General features: G+C 67.5%; 19 protein-coding genes. 11 read left to right on the top strand and 8 right to left on the bottom strand.

Annotated features, from left to right (window positions below; genetic code table 11):
* Positions 1 to 8: 8 nt before the first annotated feature.
* Together C996_RS0108830 and C996_RS0108825 are read left to right on the top strand one after the other, a co-directional pair.
* A complete protein-coding gene (locus tag C996_RS0108830) occupies positions 9 to 1328 on the top strand; it encodes a DEAD/DEAH box helicase (RefSeq protein ID WP_018867092.1) in 1320 nt (439 codons plus the stop codon).
* 374 nt (positions 1329 to 1702) lie between these two features.
* Positions 1703 to 2932 (top strand): methyl-accepting chemotaxis protein, encoded by a 1230-nt coding sequence (locus C996_RS0108825; protein WP_018867091.1) that lies wholly within the window; start codon positions 1703 to 1705, stop codon positions 2930 to 2932.
* 12 nt (positions 2933 to 2944) lie between these two features.
* On the opposite strand, the gene C996_RS0108820 is transcribed toward C996_RS0108825, so the two are convergent.
* Positions 2945 to 4495, bottom strand: coding sequence for a DUF255 domain-containing protein (locus tag C996_RS0108820; protein WP_018867090.1), 1551 nt, complete (start codon positions 4493 to 4495; stop codon positions 2945 to 2947).
* Positions 4496 to 4884: 389 nt separating this feature from the next.
* On the opposite strand from C996_RS0108820, the gene C996_RS0108815 reads away from it, so the two are divergent.
* The 4 genes from C996_RS0108815 (at position 4885) to C996_RS0108800 (ending at position 9728) form a co-directional block, all read left to right on the top strand.
* Entirely contained in the window at positions 4885 to 5805 is a 921-nt protein-coding gene (locus tag C996_RS0108815; protein WP_018867089.1) for a hypothetical protein, read from the top strand.
* A gap of 87 nt (positions 5806 to 5892) precedes the next feature.
* A protein-coding gene (gene prfB / locus C996_RS0108810) for a peptide chain release factor 2 (RefSeq protein ID WP_155984731.1) occupies positions 5893 to 6991 on the top strand; the annotation gives its coding sequence in 2 pieces (ribosomal slippage) (positions 5893 to 5964 and positions 5966 to 6991; 1098 coding nt in all).
* Between the two features lie 24 nt (positions 6992 to 7015).
* Positions 7016 to 8506, top strand: a complete 1491-nt coding sequence (gene lysS / locus C996_RS0108805; protein WP_018867087.1) for a lysine--tRNA ligase — start codon at positions 7016 to 7018, stop codon at positions 8504 to 8506.
* Between the two features lie 94 nt (positions 8507 to 8600).
* The gene (locus C996_RS0108800; RefSeq protein WP_017942141.1) at positions 8601 to 9728 is read left to right on the top strand and encodes a PQQ-dependent sugar dehydrogenase; all 1128 of its coding nucleotides are present in this window, start codon (positions 8601 to 8603) and stop codon (positions 9726 to 9728) included.
* Between the two features lie 112 nt (positions 9729 to 9840).
* Here C996_RS0108800 and glgB read toward each other — a convergent pair whose 3' ends face one another.
* Complete coding sequence (gene glgB, locus C996_RS0108795; protein ID WP_081623692.1) at positions 9841 to 12054, bottom strand: 1,4-alpha-glucan branching protein GlgB; 2214 nt, start codon at positions 12052 to 12054, stop codon at positions 9841 to 9843.
* A 511-nt stretch (positions 12055 to 12565) separates the two neighbouring features.
* Between glgB and glgC the strand changes: the two genes are divergently transcribed.
* The 3 genes from glgC to malQ are packed head-to-tail and all read left to right on the top strand — an operon-like array spanning position 12566 to position 17098.
* Positions 12566 to 13831: a glucose-1-phosphate adenylyltransferase gene (gene glgC / locus C996_RS0108790; RefSeq protein ID WP_018867085.1), complete on the top strand. Its 1266-nt coding sequence runs from the start codon at positions 12566 to 12568 to the stop codon at positions 13829 to 13831.
* On the top strand, positions 13821 to 15569 hold the full coding sequence (locus C996_RS0108785) for a glycoside hydrolase family 57 protein (protein WP_018867084.1): 1749 nt from the start codon (positions 13821 to 13823) through the stop codon (positions 15567 to 15569). Before glgC ends, C996_RS0108785 begins: the two co-directional genes overlap by 11 nt.
* A gap of 53 nt (positions 15570 to 15622) precedes the next feature.
* Complete coding sequence (gene malQ, locus C996_RS0108780) at positions 15623 to 17098, top strand: 4-alpha-glucanotransferase (RefSeq protein WP_018867083.1); 1476 nt, start codon at positions 15623 to 15625, stop codon at positions 17096 to 17098.
* Positions 17099 to 17203: 105 nt separating this feature from the next.
* Here the strand turns inward: malQ and C996_RS0108775 are convergent, their stop codons facing one another.
* The 6 genes from C996_RS0108775 to C996_RS0108750 form a co-directional block, all read right to left on the bottom strand.
* Positions 17204 to 17794: a hypothetical protein gene (locus tag C996_RS0108775; RefSeq protein WP_018867082.1), complete on the bottom strand. Its 591-nt coding sequence runs from the start codon at positions 17792 to 17794 to the stop codon at positions 17204 to 17206.
* Positions 17795 to 17995: 201 nt separating this feature from the next.
* Positions 17996 to 18640 carry a class I SAM-dependent methyltransferase gene (locus C996_RS0108770; RefSeq protein WP_018867081.1) on the bottom strand — a complete coding sequence of 215 codons (645 nt, stop codon included), beginning with the start codon at positions 18638 to 18640 and terminating at the stop codon, positions 17996 to 17998.
* Between the two features lie 26 nt (positions 18641 to 18666).
* A complete protein-coding gene (locus C996_RS0108765) occupies positions 18667 to 19353 on the bottom strand; it encodes a zinc metallopeptidase (protein ID WP_018867080.1) in 687 nt (228 codons plus the stop codon).
* Between the two features lie 107 nt (positions 19354 to 19460).
* Entirely contained in the window at positions 19461 to 21773 is a 2313-nt protein-coding gene (locus tag C996_RS0108760; protein ID WP_018867079.1) for a mechanosensitive ion channel domain-containing protein, read from the bottom strand.
* A gap of 271 nt (positions 21774 to 22044) precedes the next feature.
* Positions 22045 to 22767 carry a monofunctional biosynthetic peptidoglycan transglycosylase gene (gene mtgA / locus C996_RS0108755; RefSeq protein ID WP_018867078.1) on the bottom strand — a complete coding sequence of 241 codons (723 nt, stop codon included), beginning with the start codon at positions 22765 to 22767 and terminating at the stop codon, positions 22045 to 22047.
* A complete protein-coding gene (locus C996_RS0108750) occupies positions 22767 to 23009 on the bottom strand; it encodes a hypothetical protein (RefSeq protein ID WP_018867077.1) in 243 nt (80 codons plus the stop codon). Before C996_RS0108750 ends, mtgA begins: the two co-directional genes overlap by 1 nt.
* On the opposite strand from C996_RS0108750, the gene C996_RS0108745 reads away from it, so the two are divergent.
* Both C996_RS0108745 and C996_RS0108740 read left to right on the top strand, forming a co-directional pair.
* Positions 23008 to 23337, top strand: coding sequence for a hypothetical protein (locus C996_RS0108745; RefSeq protein WP_018867076.1), 330 nt, complete (start codon positions 23008 to 23010; stop codon positions 23335 to 23337). The two genes, C996_RS0108750 and C996_RS0108745, sit on opposite strands and share 2 nt — an antisense overlap.
* On the top strand, positions 23330 to 23743 hold the full coding sequence (locus C996_RS0108740) for a thiol-disulfide oxidoreductase DCC family protein (RefSeq protein ID WP_038032689.1): 414 nt from the start codon (positions 23330 to 23332) through the stop codon (positions 23741 to 23743). Before C996_RS0108745 ends, C996_RS0108740 begins: the two co-directional genes overlap by 8 nt.
* The last annotated feature ends 8 nt before the right edge of the window (positions 23744 to 23751 follow it).

Raw genomic sequence — 23751 nt, 5'->3', positions numbered from 1 at the left:
AGCATTCCATGACTGATACGACCTTTGCCGACCTCGGGTTGGCCGATACCCTTTTGCGCGCGCTGGATTCCGCCGGCTACCAGCACCCGACCCCGATCCAGGCCCGGGCCATCCCGGAAGTCCTGAAGGGCGGCGACCTGCTGGCCGCGGCCCAGACCGGCACCGGCAAGACCGCCGGCTTTACCCTGCCGATCCTGCAGCGCCTTTCCACCAGTGATGCGCCCAAGCCCGGCAATGGCCGTCCGCGCTGCCTGGTGCTGACCCCGACCCGCGAGCTGGCCGCCCAGGTGCACGATTCCGTGAAGACCTACGGGCGCAACCTGAAGCTGCGCTCGATGACGATCTTCGGTGGCGTGAACATGAACCCGCAGATCAAGGCCCTGCGCGACCGCATGGACATCGTGGTGGCGACCCCGGGGCGTCTGCTGGATCACGCCAACCAGAAGACCATCGACCTCTCCGGTGTGGAGATCCTGGTCCTCGACGAGGCCGATCGCATGCTGGACATGGGCTTTATCCGCGACATCAAGAAGCTGATCGCGATGATGCCCAAGAACCGGCAGAACCTGATGTTCTCGGCGACCTTCTCCGACGAGATCCGCACGCTGGCCAACGGCCTGCTCACTCGCCCGGCGGAGATCGACATCGCCCCGCGCAACACGGCCGCCGAGAGCGTGCAGCAGAGTGTGCATCTGGTCGAGACCAGCCAGAAGCGCGAACTGCTGAGCCACCTGATCCGCACCAACAACTGGGAACAGGTGCTGGTGTTTACCCGCACCAAGCACGGCGCCAATCGCCTGGCCGAGAAGCTGTCCAAGGATGGCGTGCGCTCGGAGGCCATTCACGGCAACAAGAGCCAGGCGGCGCGCACCAAGGCGCTCAAGCAGTTCAAGTCCGGCCAGGTGCCGGTGCTGGTGGCGACCGATATCGCCGCGCGCGGGCTGGACATTGATCAGCTGCCGCAGGTGGTCAACTTCGAGCTGCCGAATGTGCCGGAGGATTACGTGCATCGCATTGGTCGTACCGGGCGTGCCGGCTCCGCCGGTGCCGCGCTGTCGCTGGTGGATGGCGAGGAGATCAAGCTGCTGAAGGGCATTGAGCGCCTGATCCAGCGCCCGATCGACCGCATCGAGACCGAAGGTTTTGCCGCGCCGAAGCCCGCGGCCAATGACGGCAACGGTAACCGCCGCGGCGGTCGTGGCGGCAAGCCGGGCGGCGGGGCACGCAATGGCGCCCCGCGCAACGCCCGCGGTGGCAAGCCCGGCGGCGGTCGCGGCGGCAACGGCCGCCCGTCCTCCAACGGCAACCGGGCGGCGCGCAGCCGCTAGTCCGACGCGCCAGCGCAGTACCGCGAACCCGCGGTCCCGATGTCCGGGGCCGCGGGTTTTTTGTGCCTGAAATTCAGGGTCGTTTCACCACAGAGCGCACAGAGGACACAGAGAAGGTCAAGGGCGAAAAGCTTTAACAGGAAGGTGGGAAGCTAGGAAGGTTGGTTTAATTGGGGCGCCGAGGAGTATCAGACGATCCGGTAAGCCCGGGTGCCAGCCGATCCTCGGCGCCCACCCGAATAATCTTCTTGTCTTTCCATCTTCCTGTTAATCGCCCTTGACCTTGATCACGAAGGGGATCGTTGGGTGGTGGATACTGTGCCGACTCAAGGCCGGGCGCGGGTGGTCGTTAACGAAGCCAAAGGAGGGTGTCGATGAAGATTGGGAATCTGGGTGGGCTGCGACTGAAGCTGATTATCCTGGTGATCGTGGTGAGTACGGTGCCGCTGTCGATCATGGGCGGGGTGACGTTCCACACCATGAAGGGCGATCTTGCCGCAGGGGTGGATGAGGCCCTGGTGACGCAGCTGTGGTGGTTGCTGTGGGCGCTGTGGGTGGTCGCGTTCGTGGTGGCGCTGGGGATTGGCTGGTTCTACGCCAATGTGCTGACGCGGCCCCTGGAGCGTCTGGCCGAGGGGCTGGAGGCAATCGGCGAGGGGCGCGCGGATCTCGGGCACCGCGTGGAGGTGACTACGGACGACGAGGTCGGCCGCACCGGTGCAGCCTTCAACACGGTGATGGGCCGGCTCTCCGGGCTGATCCGGCAGGTCGCGGATGCGGCCGACGGCATCGCCGCCTCCGCGCGGCAACTGGAGGGTCGCAGCAACGAACTGACCCGGGCGACCCACGAGCAGCGCGGCGACGTGGAGCAGGTGGTCACCGCGATGAACCAGATGTCCGCCACTGTGCAGGAGGTGGCCAACAACACCCAGAGCACGGCCGAGAGTGCCGGTCAGGCGACCCGGGCGGCGGAAGGCGGACGCACCGTGGTGCAGGCCACGCAGGGCGCGATCAACACCCTGGCCGGCGAGATCCGCCAGGCGAGCCACGTGATCAGTGAGCTGAAGGGTGACAGCGACAACATCGGCACCATCCTGCAGGTGATCGAGGAGATCGCCGAGAAGACCAACCTGCTGGCGCTCAATGCGGCGATCGAGGCCGCCCGCGCCGGCGAGGCGGGACGCGGCTTCGCGGTGGTGGCCGACGAGGTGCGTCATCTGGCGCAACGTACCAACGACTCGACCGGCGAGATCCGCGAGATCATCCAGCGCCTGCAGGGCGGGGCGACCCGCGCGGTACAGGCCATGGAGGTGAGCCAGCAGCATGCCGAGACCTCGGTGGAGAAGGCCGGAGAGGCCGGCGAGACGCTGGAGTACATCCACGACTCGGTGACCACCATCGACGACATGACCCGCCAGGTGGCCAGCGCGACCGAGGAGCAAAGTCAGGTGGCGGAGGAGATCAACCGCAACATCCACCACATCAACGACATCGCGGTGCGCAACGCCGACGGCGCCAACGAGATGCAGCAGGCGGTGGAGGCCCTCGAAGGGCTGGCGCAGCAGCTACAGAACGAGGTCGCGGGCTTCCGTCAGCAGAGCTGATCCCGTCCGGGTTCAGAAGCCCCGGCGCAGGGCGTCGAAGCCCAGGGCGACGTCGTCGGGGTCTGCGCCGGGTTCGATGCGCAGGCGGTCACGCACGGTGTCGCGGTCAATGTGGGATGCCTCGATCGCGTCGTCCGGCAGTCGGTACAGCCACCAGGCGAGCGCGGCCTGGGTGCGGGTCTCCGACCAGGGCTCCAGGTCCGTTCCGATCCGCTCGGCATGCGTGCCCAGCTCCGCGTCGAAGAAGGGCTCCAGCCGATCCAGCGCGGCGACCGGGTCGGGCAGGTCCGGACGTTCGCCATCCAGTGCCTCCTCGGCGCGCGCCAGTTCCTGGCGGGCGATCTCCGGCCAGATCTGCGAGGGCAGGTAGCCCTCCATCGCCGGCCGTCCGCCGGCGGTGATGCCGTGCAGGTAGCCGCTGCGGGTGAGCAGATAGCGGTCGAGCGCCTCCAGCGCCTCGCGGGCCCACTCAAGGGTGTCGCGGTCTTCCAGTACCCGCGCCAGGTTGGCGAGCGCCGCGATGGCCTGGCCCGAGGTGTCGGCATAGGTGTTGCGGTCGACCCGGGGTGGATCGGTCTGCGTGCGGGTCTCCGGGTCCAGCTGATAGTAGTCGCGGTCGGCGTACTGGCTGTTGCCGAAGCGCAGCTGACGGGCGTCCCACAAGTGGTCGCGCAGATAGTCGCGAATGCCGCGCGCGATCTCCGCGTAGTGTTCGTCGCCGATGCGCTCGTAGGCCTCGGAGAACAGCCACAGGAACGCGGCGTTCTGATCCAGGCGCTTGGAGGTCTCCAGAGCCAGGACCGGGTCTCGCTGGTCGGGATCGTGGAAGAAGAAGAAGCCGCCCTCGACCTCGTCGTAGAGGTCCTCCGCGATCTGGTCCAGCAGGCCGGGCATGCGTTCCTCCCAGTCGTCACTGGCCAGCAGGTAGCGGTAGGTCCAGGGTTGCGGGCGCTTGCTGAGCGTGCCGAATGTGGCGCTGCCGCTCAGGCGGTCGGCGCGCTCGTCATAGACCTCGTCGAGCATCTCCATGAAGGCCTCGAGGCCGTCGATCGCCGCGTCGTCCGGTGTGATCTCGCGGCCGGTGACCGAGAACATGTCGCGCTGCGCCTGGAGGATGCTCTCGAGGTCACGGGCATTCACGTGGCCGGTGAAGCGGGTCAGCATCTCGTCTTCGTGATTCACGATGACCACGAAGGGCAGGCCGCGCCCGCCATAACGGCGGAACAGGTCGGCGCGTTCGTCCAGGTCGACGAGGACAGGGATGTAGTGCTCGTCGATGACATCCACCACCGACGGGTTCTCCAGGGATTCGTCCTGGAAGTCGCGGCACCAGGTGCACCATTGGCCGTGGAAATAGAAGAAGATCGGGCGTTCGCGCGCCTCGGACTCGTCGAACAGCCCGCTGTCCCAGCTTTGCCAGTCGATGCTGGAGTCGGCCGGATAGTCCTCGGCGGCCACTGGCAGCGCGAGCGCCAGTAGGGCGGCGCCCGCAAGGAGCCCGCGCGCGGCGCCACGAAGGGCGCTGGCGACGGAAGGGCGTGGGTTGTAGAAGGGTCCGGTCATCGCGGGCACTTTCCGGGCTTGTGTCTATAGGTATAGACCAGTTGAAGGATTGCGCGTTCGGCACGGGGCGGTGTGGCAGGATGCCCGCTTGATCGCTTAATCGCTGCTCGGGGGCCTGGGGTCGGTCGGATTGGGGACGGATCTGCTGTGCGCGTCGTAGAATGGCGCCATTTTTCACGCCGGCTCTGGTTAGCCGACGCGCGATCTGCGCCTCGAGACAGCGGGCATCAACGGGCCCGCGCTTGCGCCACGCTCGCGGCGACTATCCAGATCCGACAGTCCCCCAGGAAACACTGATCCATGTACAGGCTTGCATTGGTGCCCAGCTTTTTCCTCGACCCGGCGTGTTGCGGGGGGTCTTCATGACGGGAGGCCGGACCGACCGGCGGGTGACGTACCTGCTCCCCGGCCTGTGGGCGGCACCGGGGGCCACCGCGGGTGAGCCATCACGCCTGGTGCGGCGTCTGGCTCGCTGGCTGGGGCGCGCGCGGGCGACCGGCGATTCCGGGGCGGCGCCGGGCTGGGAGGCGGCGCTCGCCGAACGGCTGGGTTATCGGCCGCAGGGCGAGGGCGCACGGACCTGGCTGGCCCAGCCGGTCCAGCTGACGCCCGGGATGAAGGACCTGGTGGCCTCGGCGGTGGAGCCCGTGGCGGACGCCGAGCGCGAGGCGTTGTGGGCGGCCGCGCAGCCGGAACTGGAGGCGGCCGGCGCCACCCTGGGCCTGGGCGAAGACGGCCTGTGGGAGCTGCAGCTGGACGCCGAGGGCGAGGCCTCCGGCCCGCCGCCGTCTGTCGGGCTCGGTCGATCCATGGTGGCCCCCTCGCTGCAGGGCGATGTCGCGCGGCGTCTCCAGGTCCTGGCGACCGGCTTGCAGATGGCGTGGTTCCAGCACCCCGTCAACCTGGAACGCGAGCGTGAGGGACGGGGTGCGGTGCATGGGCTGTGGCTATGGACGCCGGGCTTTGCCGGCGGAGCCAGCGACGTGAGGCGCGTCTGTGGCGGCGGGGCGATCGGCCGCTGGCTGGCACGGGGCGCCGGTATCGACTGGTGCCCGGATCCGGCCTGCACGCCGGCGGAATCCGACGACACGGTGGTCGTGGTCGACGCGCTGGGGGGGCCGCCGTCCCCCGAACGACGCCTGGAGCTGCTGGAATCGGTCGCCGATGACGTGGTCGCGCCAGGGGTGCGCGGCGTGTTCCGCGGGGAACTGCGTGCGCTGGAGTTCGTGGACCCGCAGTCCACCCACCCCGTACTGCGGCTCGACCGCCGCCAGGCGCTGGCCTTCTGGCGCCGCCCAAGGCGGCCCTGAAGCCGCGTGCCGGTGTTATACTGCGCGGCTTTTCTCGCCACCTGATGGAACGTGCCGTGCGCGCCACGACACCCGACGGAAACTGCCATGGAACTGAACGCGCTGTACTCCCGGATCGATGACCTGAAGGGCCGCCTGGACGCCCTTAGGGGGTATCTTTGACTACCCGGCCAAGGAAGAACGGCTGGAAGAAGTCCAGCGGGAGCTGGAGCAAAACCCCGACATCTGGAACGACCCGGAGCAGGCCCAGGCCCTGAACAAGGAGCGGGCCCAGCTCGAGGGTGTGGTCATCAACATCCGCGAGATCGGCACTCAGCTGGACGAGAGCCGGGACCTGCTGGAGATGGCCGAGGCGGATGACGACGAGGAGACGGCGGCGTCGGTCGAGACCGATGTCGACGCCCTGACCGCGCGCGTCGAGGGGCTCGAATTCCGCCGCATGTTCTCGGGCGACATGGACGAGGCCAACGCCTACCTCGACATACAGGCCGGCTCCGGCGGCACCGAGGCCCAGGACTGGGCGAATATGCTGCTGCGTATGTACCTGCGCTGGGCCGAGCACAAGGGCTTCAAGGCCGAGGTCACCGAGCTCTCCGAAGGCGAGACGGCCGGGATCAAGAGTGCCACCGTGCACATCCAGGGCGAGTACGCCTTCGGCTGGCTGCGCACCGAGACCGGTGTGCACCGTCTGGTGCGCAAGTCGCCGTTCGATTCCGGCAACCGCCGGCATACCTCGTTCGCCTCCGTGTTCGCCTCCCCGGAGATCGACGAGAACTTCGAGATCGAGATCAACCCGGCCGACCTGCGGGTGGATACCTATCGGTCCTCCGGCGCCGGCGGGCAGCACGTGAACACGACCGATTCCGCGGTCCGCATCACGCACGTCCCGACCGGGGTGGTCACCGCCTGTCAGGCGGGACGTTCGCAGCACAAGAACCGCGAGATGGCGATGAATCAGTTGCGCGCCAAGCTGTACGAACGCGAGCTGCAGGAGCGCAATGCCGAGAAGCAGGCGGTGGAGGACACCAAGTCCGACATCGGCTGGGGCAGCCAGATCCGCTCCTATGTGCTCGACCAGTCGCGGATCAAGGACCTGCGCACCGGCGTGGAGGTCGGCAACACCCAGGCCGTGCTCGACGGCGACCTGGACCAGTTCATCGAAGCCAGCCTGAAAAGCGGGCTGTAACGCTATCTTTTACCGGGATTCCCGATGACCGAGATTACCGACGAGAACAAGCTGATCGCCCAGCGTCGCGCCAAGCTGAACGAGCTGCGCGAGGCCGGCCCGGCCTTCCCCAACGACTTCCGCCGCGATGCCCTGGCGGCCGATCTGCACACCGCGCATGACGACACCGAAGGCGCGGCGCTGGAGGGGCAGGGGATCCGCGTGACTGTCGCCGGGCGCATGATCGGCAAGCGCGTGATGGGCAAGGCGAGCTTCGTCCGCCTGCGCGACCAGTCCGGGGACATCCAGCTGTTCGCCCAGCGCGACAGCCTTCCGGAGGGCGTCTACGCGGCCTTCAAGCACTGGGACCTGGGCGATATCGTCGGCGGGCAGGGCACGCTGTTCAAGACTAAGACCGGCGAGCTGACGGTGCAGGTGGACGAGCTGCGCCTGCTGACCAAGAGCCTGCGCCCGCTGCCGGAGAAGTTCCATGGCCTGACCGATCAGGAACAGCGCTACCGCCAGCGCTACGTGGACCTGATCACCAGCCCGGACAGCCGCGAGCTGTTCCGCACCCGCACCCGGATCGTGCGCTACATCCGCGAATACTTCGAGCGCGAGGACTTCATCGAGGTGGAGACCCCGATGATGCAGGTGATCCCGGGCGGCGCGACCGCGCGGCCGTTCGCCACCCATCACAATGCGCTGGACATGCCGCTGTACCTGCGCATCGCGCCGGAGCTGTATCTGAAGCGCCTGGTCGTCGGCGGCTTCGAGAAGGTCTTCGAGATCAACCGCAATTTCCGCAACGAGGGGCTGTCCACCCGCCATAACCCCGAGTTCACCATGCTCGAGTTCTACGAGGCGTTTGTGGACCACCACGCGCTGATGGACCGAACCGAGACGCTGCTGCGCGGGCTGTGCGAGGACGTGCTGGGCACGACCACCATCGAGTATCAGGGCGAGACCTACGATTTCGGCCAGCCGTTCACCCGCATGACGGTTCGCGAGGCGATCCTCGAGCACAATTCGGAGATCAGCAGCGAGGACCTCGCGGACATCGACAAGGTGCGCGCCCACTGCGAGCGCTTGGAGATCCCGATCAAGCAGAGCTTCGGCCTCGGCAAGCTGTGGACCGAGATCTTCGAGTACACCGCCGAGAACAAGCTGCGCCACCCGACCTTCATCACCGCCTATCCGACCGAGGTCTCGCCGCTGGCGCGGCGCAACGACGACGACCCGTTCGTGACCGATCGCTTCGAGCTGTTCGTCGGCGGGCGCGAGATCGCCAACGGCTTCTCCGAGCTCAACGACCCCGAGGACCAGGCCGAACGCTTCCAGGCCCAGGTCGCGGAGAAGGACGCCGGCGACGACGAGGCGATGCACTACGACGCTGACTACATCCGCGCCCTGGAGTATGGCCTGCCGCCCACGGCGGGCGAGGGCATCGGCATCGACCGCCTGGTGATGCTGCTGACGAACAGCCCGTCGATCCGTGACGTGCTGCTGTTCCCGCACCTGCGCCCGGAGGCCTGATTCGGCACACCACGCCGTCGCGTGAACAATCCCCCGGTCGTCGTGTCCCATTTCTGCAATGGCAGATAACGGGAGGTACGGCATGCGAGAGGCAATGACACGAGGCTACGCCATCCGCACCGGTGCGCTGGTCGCGGGGCTGGCGCTGGTGGGCTCGGCCCTGGCCGGCGAAGTGGTCGAGGAAGGCATCTCGAGCGAGTACGAACAATTCGATCTCGTGCGGGTAGCCGGTGGTCTGGAGCATCCCTGGTCGGTAGCCTTCCTGCCGGACGGCGGCTATCTGGTGACCGAACGGACGGGTGCGCTGAAACAGGTGCGCGATGGCGAGGTGAGCTCGGTCGAGGGTGTGCCGGAGGTCGTGGCGCGCGGCCAGGGCGGCTTGCTGGATGTCGTGCTGCACCCGGACTTCGCGGCGAACCACCGGGTGTATTTCACCTATGTCACCGGGGATTCCGACCAGTCCTACACCGCGCTGGGGCGCGGGCGTCTGGAGGACGGGGCCCTGCACGAGGTGGAGGAGCTGTTCCGTCAGGACCGGGGCGGCAGCAATCCGGGCCACTTCGGTTCGCGGCTGGCCTGGCAGGCCGATGGCACCCTGTTGATGACGATCGGCGATCGTCGGCAGGAAGACCCGTCCCAGGACCTTTCTGCACATACCGGGTCCCTGCTGCGCCTGACCGAGGATGGCGAGGCCCCGGCGGACAACCCGTTTGTCGACCGCGATGATGCCCAGCCACACATCTTTGCCTATGGCCTGCGCAATTCGCAGGGTCTGGTGGTGGATCCGGCGGACGGCACGATCTGGCTGACGGACCACGGGCCCCGGGGTGGGGATGAACTGAACCGTATGGAAGCCGGGGGCAACTATGGCTGGCCGGTGGTGTCGCGGGGGCGCGACTATCGGTCCGAGGAACCCTTTGGCGAGGCGCGTCACGACGCGGACATGATCGACCCGGTCTACGAGTTCCTGCCGACGCTGGCGCCGTCCGGGCTGGCGATGGTGACCGCGGATCGCTTCGAGTCCTGGCAAGGCAATCTGCTGGCGGGTGGCCTGCGTGCCGAACGGATCCTGCGCATCGTGATCGAGGACGACGAAGTCGTGCACATGGAAGAGCTGCTGCACGGCAAGATCGGGCGCATTCGTGATGTCCGCGAGGGACCGGAGGGGCACATCTATGTGCTGACGGACCATTCGGATGGCGGGCTTTATCGCCTGGAATGAGCCCGATCCCGATCCCGAGCCCATGGCCGGCATTGGGGCCGCGAGTTCCGGGCCCGCACGGGCCTGCAAACAGGAGCCGGTCTTAGCGGCTTCGGCCCGAGGCGCCCCGACGTCAGTCGCCGGCTGGCTCCAGTAACAGGGCCGCCAGTGGCGGCAGATGCAGGTAGAGTGTCGCGGGGTGCCCGTGGCGTTCCACCGGCTCGGCATAGGCCTCCGCCGGGCCGCGCGAGCCCCCACCGTAGACCTCGGCGTCACTGTTCAGGGTGACCCGCCAGCGCCCGGCGTGGGGCGCGGGTACGGGGTAGGCCGGGCGCTCCACCGGCGTCAGGTTCAGCACCACCACGACCTGGCGGCCCTGGTGGTCGCGGCGCACGAAGCTCAGGGTGGAGTGCGCGGCATCGTCGCAGTCCAGCCAGTCGAAGCCGTCCGGTTCGAATTCCCGGGCGTGCAGGGCGGGGTCGGCGCGGTAGGCGCGGTTCAGATCCCGCACCAGGTTCTGCAGGCCCTGGTGCAGCGGGTACTGCAGTACGTACCAGTCCAGTTCGCGATCCTCCGACCATTCCGGGCCCTGGCCGAATTCCTGGCCCATGAACAGGAGTTTCTTGCCGGGGTAGAGCCACTGCCAGCTGTAGAGCAGGCGCAGGTTGGCGTGCTGTTCCCACTCGTTGCCCGGCATGCGTCCGCGCAGGCTGCGCTTCCCGTGTACCACCTCGTCGTGCGAGAACGGCAGGACGAAGTTCTCGCTATAGGCGTAGAGCTGGCCGAACGTGAGCTGGCCGTGGTGGTGCATGCGGTAGATCGGGTCCATCCCGAAGTAGGTCAGGGTGTCGTGCATCCACCCCATGTTCCACTTCATGGTGAAGCCCAGCCCGCCCATGGACGGCGGGCGGCTGACCCCCGGCCAGGCGGTAGATTCCTCGGCGATCATGGCGACGCCCGGATGACTGGTCTGGACCGTCTCGTTCAGGTGGCGCAGGAAGTCGATGGCCTCCAGGTTTTCGTTGCCGCCGTGGATGTTGGGCAGCCAGTCCTCGCCTTCGCGGTCGTAGTCGCGATAGAGCATGGAGGCGACGGCATCCACGCGCAGGCCGTCGAGGTGGAAGTCCTCGACCCAGCACAGGGCGCTGGAGAGCAGGAAGTTGCGGACCTCGGGGCGCGAGTAGTTGAAGATCAGGGTGCCCCAGCCGCGGTGCTCGCCGATGCGCGGGTCGGCGTGTTCGTACAGCGCGGTGCCATCGAACCGGGCCAGCGCGAACTCGTCGCGCGGGAAGTGGCCGGGGACCCAGTCGAGGATCACGCCAAGACCGGCCTGGTGGGCCTGGTCGACGAAATGGCGAAAGTCGTCCGGCTGACCAAAGCGCGAGGTGGGGGCAAAGAAGCCGGTGCTCTGGTAGCCCCAGGATCCGTCGAACGGGTGCTCGGTGACCGGCAGCAATTCGAGATGGGTAAAGCCCATGTCGCGGGCGTAGGGCACCAGGCGCTCGGCCAGCTCGCGGTAGCTGGGCCAGTGGCCCTCGGGACTGCGCTGCCAGGAGCCCAGATGCACCTCGTAGATGCTCATTGGCCGATGCTTCCAGGCCTCCGGATCGCGGTTGCGCATCCAGTGCTCGTCATTCCAGGCATAGGTGCTGGCCTCCTGGATGCGGGCGGCGGTCTCGGGGCGAACCTGGTAGGCGCGGGCGTACGGGTCGGTCTTCAGGTGCAGGCTGCCGTGCTCGCGATTGCGGATCTCGAACTTGTACAGCGTTTCCGCGGTCATCCCCGGTATGAACAGCTCCCAGATGCCGCTGCCCGCGTGGACGGTCATTGGATGGCAGCGCCCGTCCCAGTGGTTGAAGTCGCCCACCACCGACACGCGTTCGGCGTTGGGCGCCCACACGGCGAAGCGCACGCCGTGGATGCCGTCGCGGGCCATCGGATGGGCGCCCAGCATGCGATGGGCATGCCAGTGGCGGCCCTCGGCGAACAGGTGGCGATCGAATTCGGGGATGTCCGGGGCAAAGCTCCAGGGGTCAATTGCCTGCAACGTGGATGTGCCACCCTCGGGCATCCAGTCCAGCTGCGGGTGCGCGGGGAGGGCGTCCACCGGCCCACGCCACAGGAACAGCCCGGGGAATCCCGAGGCGGCGTCCATGGGTATGTGGCGCCCGTCGCAAAGTGTGATGGAGGCCTCCGTTGCATGCGGTAGCCAGGCCCGATAACAGGTGGTTTGTTGATCCAGCGCATGGCGCCCCAGGACGCTGTGCGGATCATGGAGCCGGGCCTCGGCCAGGCGCGCTAACGGATCGGCGACGGAACGGGTGCATTTGTCGGGGGCTGTTGCCATACTCGGATCAAGCTCGCGTTTAGGTCGTGGAATAGTGCGGTTCAGGCCGGGTCGGCAGAACACGTGAGTACAACATACTAGGGAAACACTGATTAATGTACGCACTCGCGTTGGCACCCCAGGTTTTTCGAGGCAAGGCGCGTCGTGCAGCGGGTAGTGGTTCTACCCGCAATCGGCGCAACGCAGGATCGGGGAACCTGGGGTGCCAACCCCACAACCTATTGAGAGCAGGGGCTCGGCCGCTTTTGCGCGCGCACAGCGTTGCGGTTCCCTTGTGCAGAATGCTGCACGGCAGTCACCGCGCCTTGTTCGCACGCAAAAGCGACTCGAGCGCGAGTGAGTACATTAATCAGTGTTTCCCTGGAGAACACGAACGGATGTACGCGCGCTTGTCGGATACCGCGGTTCCACGAGGCGGGTCAGGGCACACACCGAGCCTTGTCCGCGGGTGGGAGCGAGGACCCAGCGAGCGGGTACATGCGGACGTGTTTGCCTCGACAAGGATGGGTGCATGAGTCCACAACCGCAACGTTACGTCAGCCGCCTGACCCGGGAGACCCTTGCCCTGATCCTGGCCGGCGGACGCGGCTCGCGACTGAAACAACTGACGCTGTGGCGCGCCAAGCCGGCCGTGCCCTTCGGCGGCAAGTTCCGCATCATCGACTTCCCCCTGTCCAACTGCATCAACTCGGGTATCCGTCAGGTCGCCGTGGTGACGCAGTACAAGGCACACTCGCTGATCCAGCACATGCAGCGGGGCTGGAGCCTCCTGCGCGGGGAATTCGGCGAGTTCATCGAGCTGCTGCCGGCGCAGCAGCGCATCGAGACCTCCTGGTACGCGGGGACAGCCGACGCGGTCTACCAGAACATCGACATCATCCGGCAGCACAATCCGCGCTATGTGCTGATCCTGGCCGGGGACCACATCTACAAGATGGACTACGGCCAGATGATCGCCTTCCACGTGGAGAGCGGCGCGGACATGACCGTGGGCTGCCTGGAGGTGGAGCACGAGCGGGCGAAGGCCTTCGGCGTGATGGGGGTGGATGCGTCCAGCCGCATTACCTCGTTTGCGGAAAAGCCGGAGGACCCGGCGCTGATCCCCGGCAGCAAGACCCACTCGCTGGCCTCTATGGGGATCTACGTGATCAACACCGAGTTCCTGTTCGACCAGCTGATCAAGGATGCGGACGACACCTTCTCCAGCCACGATTTCGGCAAGGACATCATCCCCGGCATCATCGAGCGGCACCAGGTGATGGCCTATCCGTTCCGTGACGAGCAGGGCGTGCGCCAGGGCTACTGGCGCGATGTAGGGACCATCGACTCCTACTGGCAGGCGAATCTGGAGCTGATCGGGGTGACGCCGGAGCTGAACCTGTACGACTCGGAATGGCCGATCTGGACCTATCAGGAGCAGTTGCCGCCGGCCAAGTTCGTGTTCGACGACGAGGACCGCCGCGGCATGGCGATCGACTCGATGGTCTCCGGGGGCTGCATCATCTCCGGGAGCACCGTGCGCCACTCCCTGCTGTTTTCCAATGTGCAGGTCAACGCCTGTGCCAGCGTGGAGGACTCGGTGATCCTGCCCAGTGTGACCGTCGGCGAGAACTGCGTGATCCGCAATGCGGTGATCGACAAGGGCTGCAAGGTCCCGGACGGGACCGAGATCGGGGTGGACGACGAGGCCGACGCCCGCGACTACTTCGTCTCCCCGGGCGGGGTGCGCGTGGTGACGCCGGAGATGCTCGGACAGGCGACCCACCATGTCCGCTGAATCTGGCAGTACCACCGCGCTAGCCACCCAGCCGCCCCAGCTCGACGTGGTGCTGTGCTGGCATATGCACCAGCCGCAGTACTACGACTCCGGGGCTGGCGAGTATGTCCTGCCATGGACCTACCTGCACGCGCTGAAGGACTACACCGACATGGCCGCGCACCTGGAGGCCTGTCCCCAGGCGCGCGCGGTGGTGAATTTCGCGCCGATCCTGCTGGAGCAGATCGCGGACTACGGCGAGCGGCTGGAGGCCGGGATCGGCAATCGCTCGAGCTTCGGCGACCCGGTGCTGGACCTGCTCCAGCTGGATATCGTCCCGGTGGATCCGGTGCAGCGGCGCGAGATCCTGCGCGTCTGCCTGCGCGCGCATGCCCCGCGCATGATCGAGCCGTTCCCGCTGTTCGAGCGCCTGGCGACCCTGGCCCGCCAGGCGCTGGAAGACGCCGTGCTGCTGGCGCATCTGGACAACCGCTTCTTCCAGGATCTGGCGACCTGCTATCACCTGGCCTGGCTGGGGGAGACCGTGCGCCGCGCCTATCCCGAGGTGCAGGGCTGGCTGAAGGCGGATCAGGGCTTCAACCGCGACGTGCGGGGCCGCCTGCTGAAGCTGATCCGCGACGAGGTCAAGGCGATCCTGCCGCGCTACCGCGAACTGGCCGAGCAGGGGCGTGTGGAGCTCTCGTTCACCCCGTATGCCCACCCGATCATGCCGCTGCTGCTGGACCTGCAGTCGGCGCGCGAGGCGATGCCGGACGTCGAATTGCCGCAGGCGCCGGCGTACCCGGACGGCGAGGCCCGGGTGCGCTGGCATATCGAACGCGGCCTGGCGGTGTTCGAGCAGTACTTCGGCTTCCGGCCACGCGGCTGCTGGCCTTCGGAGGGCAGTCTCAGCGAGGCGACCGTGCGCCTGCTGGATGACTACGACATCTGCTGGACCGCCAGTGGCCAGACCGTACTCGGCAACAGCCTGGCGGCGGCCGGGGAGACCGCCGAGTCGCATACCGGTTCGGCGGAGCAGGAGGGCTGGCTGCATCGTCCGTATTGCCTGAAGGGGGCCCGGACGGAGCTGTTCTTCCGCGACGACGGGCTTTCCGATGCGATCGGGTTTCGCTACGCCGACTGGCACGCCGACGACGCGGTCGGGGACTTCGTGCATCACCTTGAGAACATTGCCGCCGTCTCGCCCGACGGGGGCGTGGTGGCGGTCATCCTGGATGGCGAGAACGCCTGGGAGTACTACCCGGAGAACGGCTTCTACTTCCTGCGGGCGTTGTACGAGCGGGTAGCGGAGAATCCGCGGCTGAACCTGTGCACCTTCTCGGACGTCTGCCAGCGCACGGGTCCGCGGACGGATCGCGGCGAACTCACGGGCATTGTGGCGGGCTCCTGGGTCTACGGGACCTTCTCGACCTGGATCGGGGACCCGGACAAGAACCTTGGCTGGGACCGTCTGATCGAGGCCTGGACCGCCGTGGACCAGGCCATCGCGCGGCATCCGGCACTGGATACGCCGGAGCTGCGCAAGCAGCTCGCGGTATGCGAGGGCTCCGACTGGTGCTGGTGGTTCGGGGAATACAACCCCGCGGGTTCCGTCAGCGACTTCGAACAGCTCTACCGTCGGCATCTGGCCCGCCTGTACCAGCTGGCGGATCTCGATGTGCCCGACTCGCTGGGCGAGGTCCTCTCGGTCGGGGGCGGTGATCCCGCGGCGGGCGGTACCATGCGCAAGGGCCAATAACTGTGTGCCAAGTAACCATGTGCCCGGTAACCATGTACGAGGGGCCGTAGCGGATGGAGGCGGGCGAAGAACACTGCAACCCCCTGATGCAGCGCCGCCGCGCGGGGGTCCTCCTGCATCCCGTTTCATTGCCGGGCCTGGGTCCGGTCGGGACGCTGGGGGACGAGGCCTTTCGCTTCCTCGACTGGGCGCGGGACGCCGGCTTCAGCCTGTGGCAGATCCTGCCGCTGCACCCGCCGCAGGAGGATGGCTCGCCGTATGCCAGTATCTCCGCCTTTGCCGGCGATGTGCGCCTGATCGACCCGCAGCGCCTGGCCGCGCGCGCGGGCCTTGCGGACCCGACGCTGCCCGTCGACACACTGCTGGAACAGGCGCGGGAGCGGCTGGAGCAGGCCGGCGATGGCTGGGCGCAGGCCTACCAGGCCTTTCGGGATTCCCAGGGCCCGGTGTGGCTGGAGGACTTTGCCCGTTTCGTGGTGATCCGCGCCCGTGAAGGCGGCCGTCCCTGGTGGGAATGGCCGGCCGCCTTGCGTGACCGCGATCCGGATGCCCTGGCGACTGTGGAGGTCGATGCGGCCCGGGAGCTGGAGGCGGTACGCTTCGCCCAGTTTGTGCTGTTCGATCAGTGGCAGGACGTGCGCGAGCATGCCCGCGCGCGGGACATCCTGATTCTGGGCGACATGCCGATCTTCGTGGCGCACGACTCGGCCGAGGTCTGGGCCCACCGCGATCTATTCGATCTGGACGACACGGGGCACCCGCTAACCGTGGCCGGTGTGCCACCGGACTACTTCTCCGAGACCGGGCAGCGCTGGGGCAACCCGCACTACCGCTGGGACCGCCTTGCCGAACGCGGCTACGACTGGTGGGTGGAGCGGATGCGCTGGACCCTGGAGACGGTAGACGCCGTGCGCATTGACCACTTCCGCGGCTTCGAGGCCAGCTGGGCCGTGCCGGCGAGCGAGCCGGATGCCACGCAGGGGCACTGGGTGCCGGGGCCGGGCGCGGACTTCTTCGAACAGCTTCAGACCCGCCTCGGCGTGCTTCCGTTGCTGGCCGAGGACCTGGGCGTGATCACGCCGGAGGTGACCGCCCTGCGCCTGCGCTTCGATCTGCCGGGCATGCGCATCCTGCAGTTCGCCTTCGAGGGTGGGGCGGACAACCCGTACCTGCCGGCGAATCATGACGAACTGAGCGCGGTGTATACCGGCACCCACGACAACGACACCACGCTGGGCTGGTTCCGTTCTCTGGAGCCGTCCCTGCAGCAGCACGTGATCGCAACGCTGGACGAGGGCGGGGCCGAGGAGATGCCCTGGCCGCTGATCCGTGCGGCCTGCCGTTCTCCGGCACAGCTCGCGATTCTGCCGATGCAGGATGCCCTGCAACTGGGTTCGGAGGCGCGCACGAACATTCCCGGTACGGTGGACGAACGCAACTGGACCTGGCGCTTTGACTGGAGTCAGCTGCCCGAGGGACAGACCGAGGCGCTGCGCGCGCTGGCGCAGGAGACCGGCCGCCTGGAATGAGGGACCGTTCGGCCCGCGCGCCTCAGTGCAGGCATGGGCCCGACACAAGAAAGCCCGGCCCCTTGACGGGGACCGGGCTTTTTCATCGGGTCTACGGTGACGCGATTAGCGCATCATGCCGCCGCCCTGGCCACCCTGTTGCTGCTGCATCTGCTGCTGCAGGCTCTGCATGCGCTGGATGACGTCGTCGATATCGGCGTTTTCCTGGCGCATGGCGGCCATCAGGTCTTCCCGCAGGGCTTCCTGGGCCTCCAGGATCTCTTCATCCTGCGCGACCGCCTGCTGGGCCTCCTGCAGGTTCATCTGCGCCTGCTGCACGTCCTCGGACTGGATGACTTCCTGGCGCTGTTCGGCGCTGAGGTCCGGATCGCGCAGGCGTTCCTCGGCGGACTCGAGGGTTTCCAGGTCGCGACGCGGCTGATAGCCGGCGGACTCCATCTTGTCCAGGACCAGGTTTTCCAGCTCTTCGCCCTTCTGTTCCAGCTGCGGATTGTTCTGGATGGCCTGCTGCTGGGTCTCGGCGAGCGTCTGCTGGAGCTGCTGCATCTCCATCTGCGGGTTGCCACCCTGACCGCCCTGCATGCCCATGCCGCCCTGGCCCTGCTGGCCCATGCCCTGCGCCATGGCGAGCGGGCTGGCCAGCGCAAGGGCGGCCGCGGCGATCAGTCCGGCGACGGACCGGGAACGAATCTTCATAGAGTCTCTCCTGCGTAAGTAGTAACGGTAGCCTAGACAAGCGCACTTAACCCCAGCTTAACAAGCGTGGCGCTTTCATGCCGGACCGGGAGCGTCGAGCCAGGCGAGTGGCACCTGGCGAAGACGATCCGCGGATGGAGGAGTTCCCCGGGGCCCCGTGGCGGGCGTATCCGTGTGATGCCCGTCGCGGTTTCGGGTTGATCAGGGCGGATCGCTGCGCGTGAACAGCGCTATGTCGCGCGCGGGCAGCGCGAGGGCGCAACCCAGCCGGTCGGCGATCCAGTGCAGGGTGTCGGGCCCGTAGAACGCGACGTGGGTGGGGTCGCGGCGATAGTGCCAGCGGCGGAAGCGGTCCGCCTCGGGCGGCCATTCGGTCATTACGGCAAGAACGCCGCCCGGGCGCAGGTGGGTGTGCAGCGTTTGCAGTGCGTGCAGGGGACTGTGCAGGTGCTCCAGCACCTCGGTGCAGGTGATGAAATCCCAGCCGGAGTCGGGTGCGTCGGGCCAGGCGGGTGCAAAGGTGGGGTCCCATATATCCATGGTGTAGCCGCCCGCCCGCAGCAGGGCCGCGAGAACGGGTTGGGGGCCGCAGCCCCAGTCGAGGCCGCGGGCAGGTGGCGGCAGGGCCTCGAGCAGCGGTTCGATCAGCCGCTGCAGATGCGCCTGGTAACCGGGATCATCCGGCCGATTCTCGTGGGTGCGGTAGTACCCGCGTTCCGTCTCTTGGTCGGGCCAGGACCCGGTGTCGAGGTGGATCAGGCGGCAGTGGTGGCAGCGGCGATAGTCACCGGGTGAGGGGTCGCCGAGACCGCGGTGATGGAACAGCCGGGTCGGCTGGCCGCACAACGGGCAGGCAGGCCGAGCGGAGCCGCTCAGCGGCGCAGGTAGCGGAACCACGAGGCGATATTCAGCAGGCTCATCAGGGATTGCGAGAGGTAGGTATAGGCGGCGGCCTTCAGGATGCGCTCCGCATGCGGGTAGTCGGGCGGGTGCAGGTACCGCCCGTCGCGCAGCATCGGCATGGCCCGGCGGAAGCTGGCGTCGAACTCCGTGGGGAGGGTGACCAGGTGGGCCAGCGTGGCGAGCCCCATGGAGAGGACTCCGGCCAGCAGGAACAGGAACGCGGGCGCGGGATGTCGGGCGAGCAGGGTGACAAAGGGAATGGCGACCAGCAGCCAGGCGCCGATCTGCTGTCCGTATCCCGCGACGCAGACCAGGTAGCTGCGCATGCGCAGCGGGGCGTAGCCCTCGGCATGCTGGATGGCGTGTCCGACCTCGTGGGCGGCCACGGTGACCGCCGTGAGGGAGTGGCCCTCGTGGTTTTCGGGCGACAGCCGTACGGTGCGGGCGTTGGGGTCGTAGTGATCTCCGTGCGTGGTGGTCTCCACCCGGACCTTGTGCAGCCCGTGACGGTCCAGCAGATCGCGGGCCAGTTCCGCGCCGGTGCCGTCGTAGCGGTCCCCCGGCTGGTGGTACTTCTTCATGACGTGACGTACCCAGAGGCCCGGGGCCCAGGCGAGGAACAACAGCAACGGCGCGAGCAGGATCAACAGTCGCATGCGGCTATATTGACCCAAATCCCGCCCTGGCGGAAAGGGTAAGCCGGTTCGGGATGACCGCGCGTGGCGGCAGGCCCCTCAGCCGGCCGTTCGCCCCGCTGGTTGCGTCAGTCCTCGGACTCGTCGTAGTCGCCCTTGTGTTTCGGGTTCGGGCGGGCGCGGCGGTCGCGCGAATAGTCCCGGTCGTCGGCGTTGCCCTCCGGCGCGGCCTCGATCATGCGCAGGTTGGCTGCGGGGGCCGACCCGTCCTTCTCCTGACCGAAGTAGATGGTCTGGTGCGGGAACGGGATCTCGATGCCGGCGGCGTCGAAGTGCTTCTTGACCAGGCGGTTGAACGCGCGGCCCAGGCCGAACTGGGTGCCCGGCAGCGTCTTGATGCGGATACGCACGTTGACCGAGCTGTCGGCCAGGGCGGTGACGCCGTGCACCTCCATTTCGTCGAGGATGTTCGGACCCTGGTCGGGGTCTTCCTTGAGTTCCTCGAAGGCCTCGCGCAGGCGCACGATGACCTCGTCGATGTCCTCGCGGTAGGCGACGCCGTACTCGCCCACGTGGTAGGCGAATTCACGCATGTAGTTGGACACCGCGTCGACCGAGGAGAACGGGATCAGGTGGTAGGTCCCGGACAGGTCGCGCAGACCCAGCGAGCGGATGGTCAGGCGTTCGACCACGCCGGTCGTTCCGGCGACGGTGACTACGTCACCGACGTTGATGGCGTTCTCGAGCTGGATGAAGACCCCGGTGATCACGTCCTGGACCAGTTTCTGGGCGCCGAAGCCGACGGCCAGGCCGAGGACGCCCGCGCCGGCCAGCAGCGGCCCGATGTTCACGCCGATCTCGGCCAGCACGATCATGGTGGTCATCACGATCAGCACGATGGCGACCGCATTGCGGAAGATGGTCAGCAGCGTGGCCTCGCGGGCCGTCGGACCGCCGTCGCCGGTGTTGGGGTTCATGCGGTGTTCGATCCAGCTGGCGAATACCAGCCAGATGGCGAGCACGCCCAGCAGGATCAGGGCGACCGAGATCGCGGTGCCCAGTACCGCCATGCCGGTGTCGGAGGCGAGCCAGGTGGTCAGGCTGAAGGCACCCCAGGCATCCGCGATCACCGCCAGCACGATCAGCAGGATCACCAGGCGCATGACCTTCAGCGCCTTCGGGATGTACGAGTTCAGGCGCAGTTCCAGCGACGGGAACTTCTCCCGGGTCTCGTCGGGCACGCGGATCTGCCGGCCGATCAGCTGCGTCAGCAGGTTGGCGACGAACACGCCCACGAAGGCCGCGAGCAAGGTCTGACCGGTGGCCTTGGCCATGAAGGGCAGGGCGTCTTCCGGGCGCGTGACGCTGACCACGGCCAGCGCCAGGAAGTAGAGCAGCGCGATCCAGTGCCAGAAATTCGCCAGCAGCGAGATCACGATCCGGGTGAAGGCGAACTCGGCCCGGTTGGCCATCGCGATCAGGCGGTCATGCACCCGGCTGCGGTTCTGCAGGATGATCACGGCGGCGTACAGGAACGCCGTCAGCATCACGATCAGCCCCAGCGAGCGCCCCGCCTCGGAGGAGATCTGGTTGTTGGCGATCGGCACCAGCAGCAGGAGGCCGTAGCCAATGTAGCCCACGATGCGCGCCAGCCAGGCGTTCCAGTAGGCGGCCTCGTCCCCGGCCATCGGCAGCAGGCGCAGACCGTGGTAGCGGGTGGCGAAGATCAGGCGCAGCGCCGCCTTGGTCACCTCGATCAGCAGGAAGGCGTTCAGGAACAGCGAGTGGCGCGTGTTCATCTCGCCCGACTCGCCCAGTACGAACAGCGCGAGGGCATAGCCGGCCAGCCAGGCGAGGATGACGATCAGGAAGTCGATCGCGGCGGCGAGGACGACGGCGGGCAGTGCCCGCATCAGGCGCATGTGCTCCGCGGCATTCAGGGCCCAGCGGTCGATGCCGGTAAACAACGGGGCACCCAGGCGGCGCAGGATCAGGAACACCACCACGGTGAATACAATGATGATCGCCAGATCGAGCACGGCCATCCCGAAAACCGTCGGTTCGATTGCACGGACCTGTTCGGCGATGTCCGCGGCGATGTCGTTGAGGGCCCGGATCTCGGCCACGGTCCCCTCGGCCAGCGACTGGGTCAGCTGGGCAATCTGGCGCGCCACCGATTCGCTCTCGCCGGTGTCCACCGGGACGGCATCTTCGGCCGTCTCGCTCTCGCTGGCGCCGCTGTCGGCGCGCAAGGCTTCCAGCAGGCGTTCGCGTGCCTCCTCGTTTTCCAGCGCGTCGATCAGCGTCTGGCGCAGGTCATTGCCGGATTCCGTCGCGCCGGCATCCTGGGCAGAGACGGCCCCCAGCGGCACGGAGAACAGCAGGGCGGCGAGGACGAGCAGGCGGGAGAAGAAGCGAAACGGCGAGCGCTGGTGGGTCACGGCAAACCTCAATGTTCGGGGGGCATCCATGGGAGCCGCGCTCATGGCGTTCATGTCGATGGACCTATTGAGCGGCGGTTCGCCCGTGCGGTTAGTGCGAGCAGTCTAAAGGCTCGAAGTTCCCCGCCACAATGCGGGCCGGGGGTGCGTCCGGGGATGGCCGCCGCCCCTGGCGGAGCCTTGCCATGATGGGGGAAAGCACGCTCATCGCGAGCGCCAAAGGCGCGGGGCGATCTCCGTGCCCGACCTCGGCGTCGGCCGGGCACGAGGCTTACTCCAGCAGCATCGGGTCCAGCCAGGCGATCCCGAGCTGGGCCATCTGCTGCTCCACCCAGGCGATACGGCGGTCCAGTTGCGGGCCCGGCTGGACCGGGTTCATGCGCCCGGGGCTGGGGAGGATGGCGGCCAGGCGCGCGGACTGGTGACGGTCCAGTTCGGTGGCGGAGACACCGAAGTAATGCTGGGCGGCGTTCTCGATGCCGTAGATGCCGGGGCCCCATTCCGCCAGGTTCAGGTAGATCTCGAGGATGCGTCGTTTCGGCCACAGGGTCTCCATCCCCAGCGTGAACCCGGCCTCCAGCGACTTGCGCACCCAGGACCGGCCGTGCCACAGGAACAGATTCTTGGCGGTCTGCTGGCTGATGGTGCTGGCGCCGCGCAGTCGCCCGCCGCGCACATGATCGCCCAGCGCCTGGCGCACCGAGCCCCAGTCAAAGCCGCGATGGTTGGGAAAATGCTGGTCCTCCGCGGCGATCACCGCCAGCATCAGGTGGCGGGGCAGGTCATCCAGACGCTGCCAGTCCGGGCGCCGGTTGGAGGCGGTCTGCCAGTCGGTGGCCACCACCATGGCCATGCCGTAGGGCGGGTCGACGCGAGCGAACAGCACCACCAGCGCGAACATAACCCCGATGCCCAGCGCCAGCAGGAATGCGGTCAGCCCGGCCACCCAGAGGAGCAGGCGGCGCAGCGGGCGGCGCTTGCGGCGGGCCGCCATTACCGTACCCCTGCCGCGCGCGGCGCACCGGCGAAGTCGATGTTGCGGATGCGGGTCTCCATGAGGCGCAAGGATAACGCTTGCGCGTGCCGGCCGGGGCGGTTTTCGCGATGCGATCCGGTCGTGTCGGCCCGCTGCCGGTCGAACTGTTTGCCCGTTTCGTGGCCCAATGGCGGAGGGGCTGCCCGACCGACCCCGAAATCCGCCTCGACAACCCGACCGTTCGCGAAGGAGAGAGCCATGGACGTATTGCCCTATCGCTATGTGACCCCGAGCGGCGAGGCCGTGTCCTTCGAGTTTCGTCTGCACCCCGAGACGGGTTCGGCGGTGCGGGTGCAGCAGTTGCTGGACCGGTTGACCGATACCCTGGATAACGAGATCGGGGTGCTGGGGGACACCTGCAACGGGGATGTGCTGCAGGCCCTGGCGATGGCCCTGGCGGTGCGTACCGAGATGATCCCGGCCGACCCCGAGATGACCCAGGGACTCGCGCGCGATGTGGTGGAGCGCGCGTTGAAATCGCTGGGCGAGGCGCAGCACCAGCAGACCGGGCCGGTGGGACATGCCTGACCCGGCCGCGAACCGACCGCCAAAGGCCCCCGGACGCCCGATCGTGTTCTTCGATGGCGGCTGCCCGCTGTGCCGTCGCGAGATCGGCCACTACCAGCGCCTGGATACCGCTGCCGCGGTCGACTGGCGCGACATCCACGCCGATGCGGCGCCGCTCGCCGCCTGGGGCATCACCTGGGACCAGGCCATGCAGCGCATGCATGCCGTCAGTCCCGAGGGCCGCATCCGCAGCGGGGCCTGGGCCTTCGTGCTGGTCTGGCGGCATCTGCCGTATTACCGCTGGCTCGGCGGCGTGCTGCATCGCCTCCCGCCGGTCGTCTGGCTGATGGACCGCGTCTACAACGTGATCGCCCGCTATCGCTGGCGGTCCCGCTGCGACGATGGGGTCTGCCGCCCGGGGGGATAACGGCCGCC

This window comes from Thioalkalivibrio sp. ALE25 (genome assembly GCF_000377285.1).
Classification (GTDB): Bacteria; Pseudomonadota; Gammaproteobacteria; order Ectothiorhodospirales; family Ectothiorhodospiraceae; genus Thioalkalivibrio.
Note: the sequence above shows the minus strand (reverse complement) of the source record. Positions and strands in the feature narration are given on the sequence as shown.

Bases quoted from the DNA above. Each gene is read 5' to 3' on its own strand.
- C996_RS0108765 (WP_018867080.1), bottom strand. From the start codon at position 19,353: ATGCGACTGTTGATCCTGCTCGCGCCGTTGCTGTTGTTCCTCGCCTGG.
- mtgA (WP_018867078.1), bottom strand. From the start codon at position 22,767: ATGGCGGCCCGCCGCAAGCGCCGCCCGCTGCGCCGCCTGCTCCTCTGG.
- C996_RS0108825 (WP_018867091.1), top strand. From the start codon at position 1,703: ATGAAGATTGGGAATCTGGGTGGGCTGCGACTGAAGCTGATTATCCTG.
- C996_RS0108800 (WP_017942141.1), top strand. From the start codon at position 8,601: ATGACACGAGGCTACGCCATCCGCACCGGTGCGCTGGTCGCGGGGCTG.
- C996_RS0108750 (WP_018867077.1), bottom strand. From the start codon at position 23,009: ATGGCTCTCTCCTTCGCGAACGGTCGGGTTGTCGAGGCGGATTTCGGG.
- C996_RS0108830 (WP_018867092.1), top strand. From the start codon at position 9: ATGACTGATACGACCTTTGCCGACCTCGGGTTGGCCGATACCCTTTTG.
- C996_RS0108785 (WP_018867084.1), top strand. From the start codon at position 13,821: ATGTCCGCTGAATCTGGCAGTACCACCGCGCTAGCCACCCAGCCGCCC.
- C996_RS0108740 (WP_038032689.1), top strand. From the start codon at position 23,330: ATGCCTGACCCGGCCGCGAACCGACCGCCAAAGGCCCCCGGACGCCCG.
- glgB (WP_081623692.1), bottom strand. From the start codon at position 12,054: ATGGCAACAGCCCCCGACAAATGCACCCGTTCCGTCGCCGATCCGTTA.
- C996_RS0108775 (WP_018867082.1), bottom strand. From the start codon at position 17,794: ATGAAGATTCGTTCCCGGTCCGTCGCCGGACTGATCGCCGCGGCCGCC.
- lysS (WP_018867087.1), top strand. From the start codon at position 7,016: ATGACCGAGATTACCGACGAGAACAAGCTGATCGCCCAGCGTCGCGCC.
- C996_RS0108745 (WP_018867076.1), top strand. From the start codon at position 23,008: ATGGACGTATTGCCCTATCGCTATGTGACCCCGAGCGGCGAGGCCGTG.
- C996_RS0108820 (WP_018867090.1), bottom strand. From the start codon at position 4,495: ATGACCGGACCCTTCTACAACCCACGCCCTTCCGTCGCCAGCGCCCTT.
- glgC (WP_018867085.1), top strand. From the start codon at position 12,566: ATGAGTCCACAACCGCAACGTTACGTCAGCCGCCTGACCCGGGAGACC.
- malQ (WP_018867083.1), top strand. From the start codon at position 15,623: ATGGAGGCGGGCGAAGAACACTGCAACCCCCTGATGCAGCGCCGCCGC.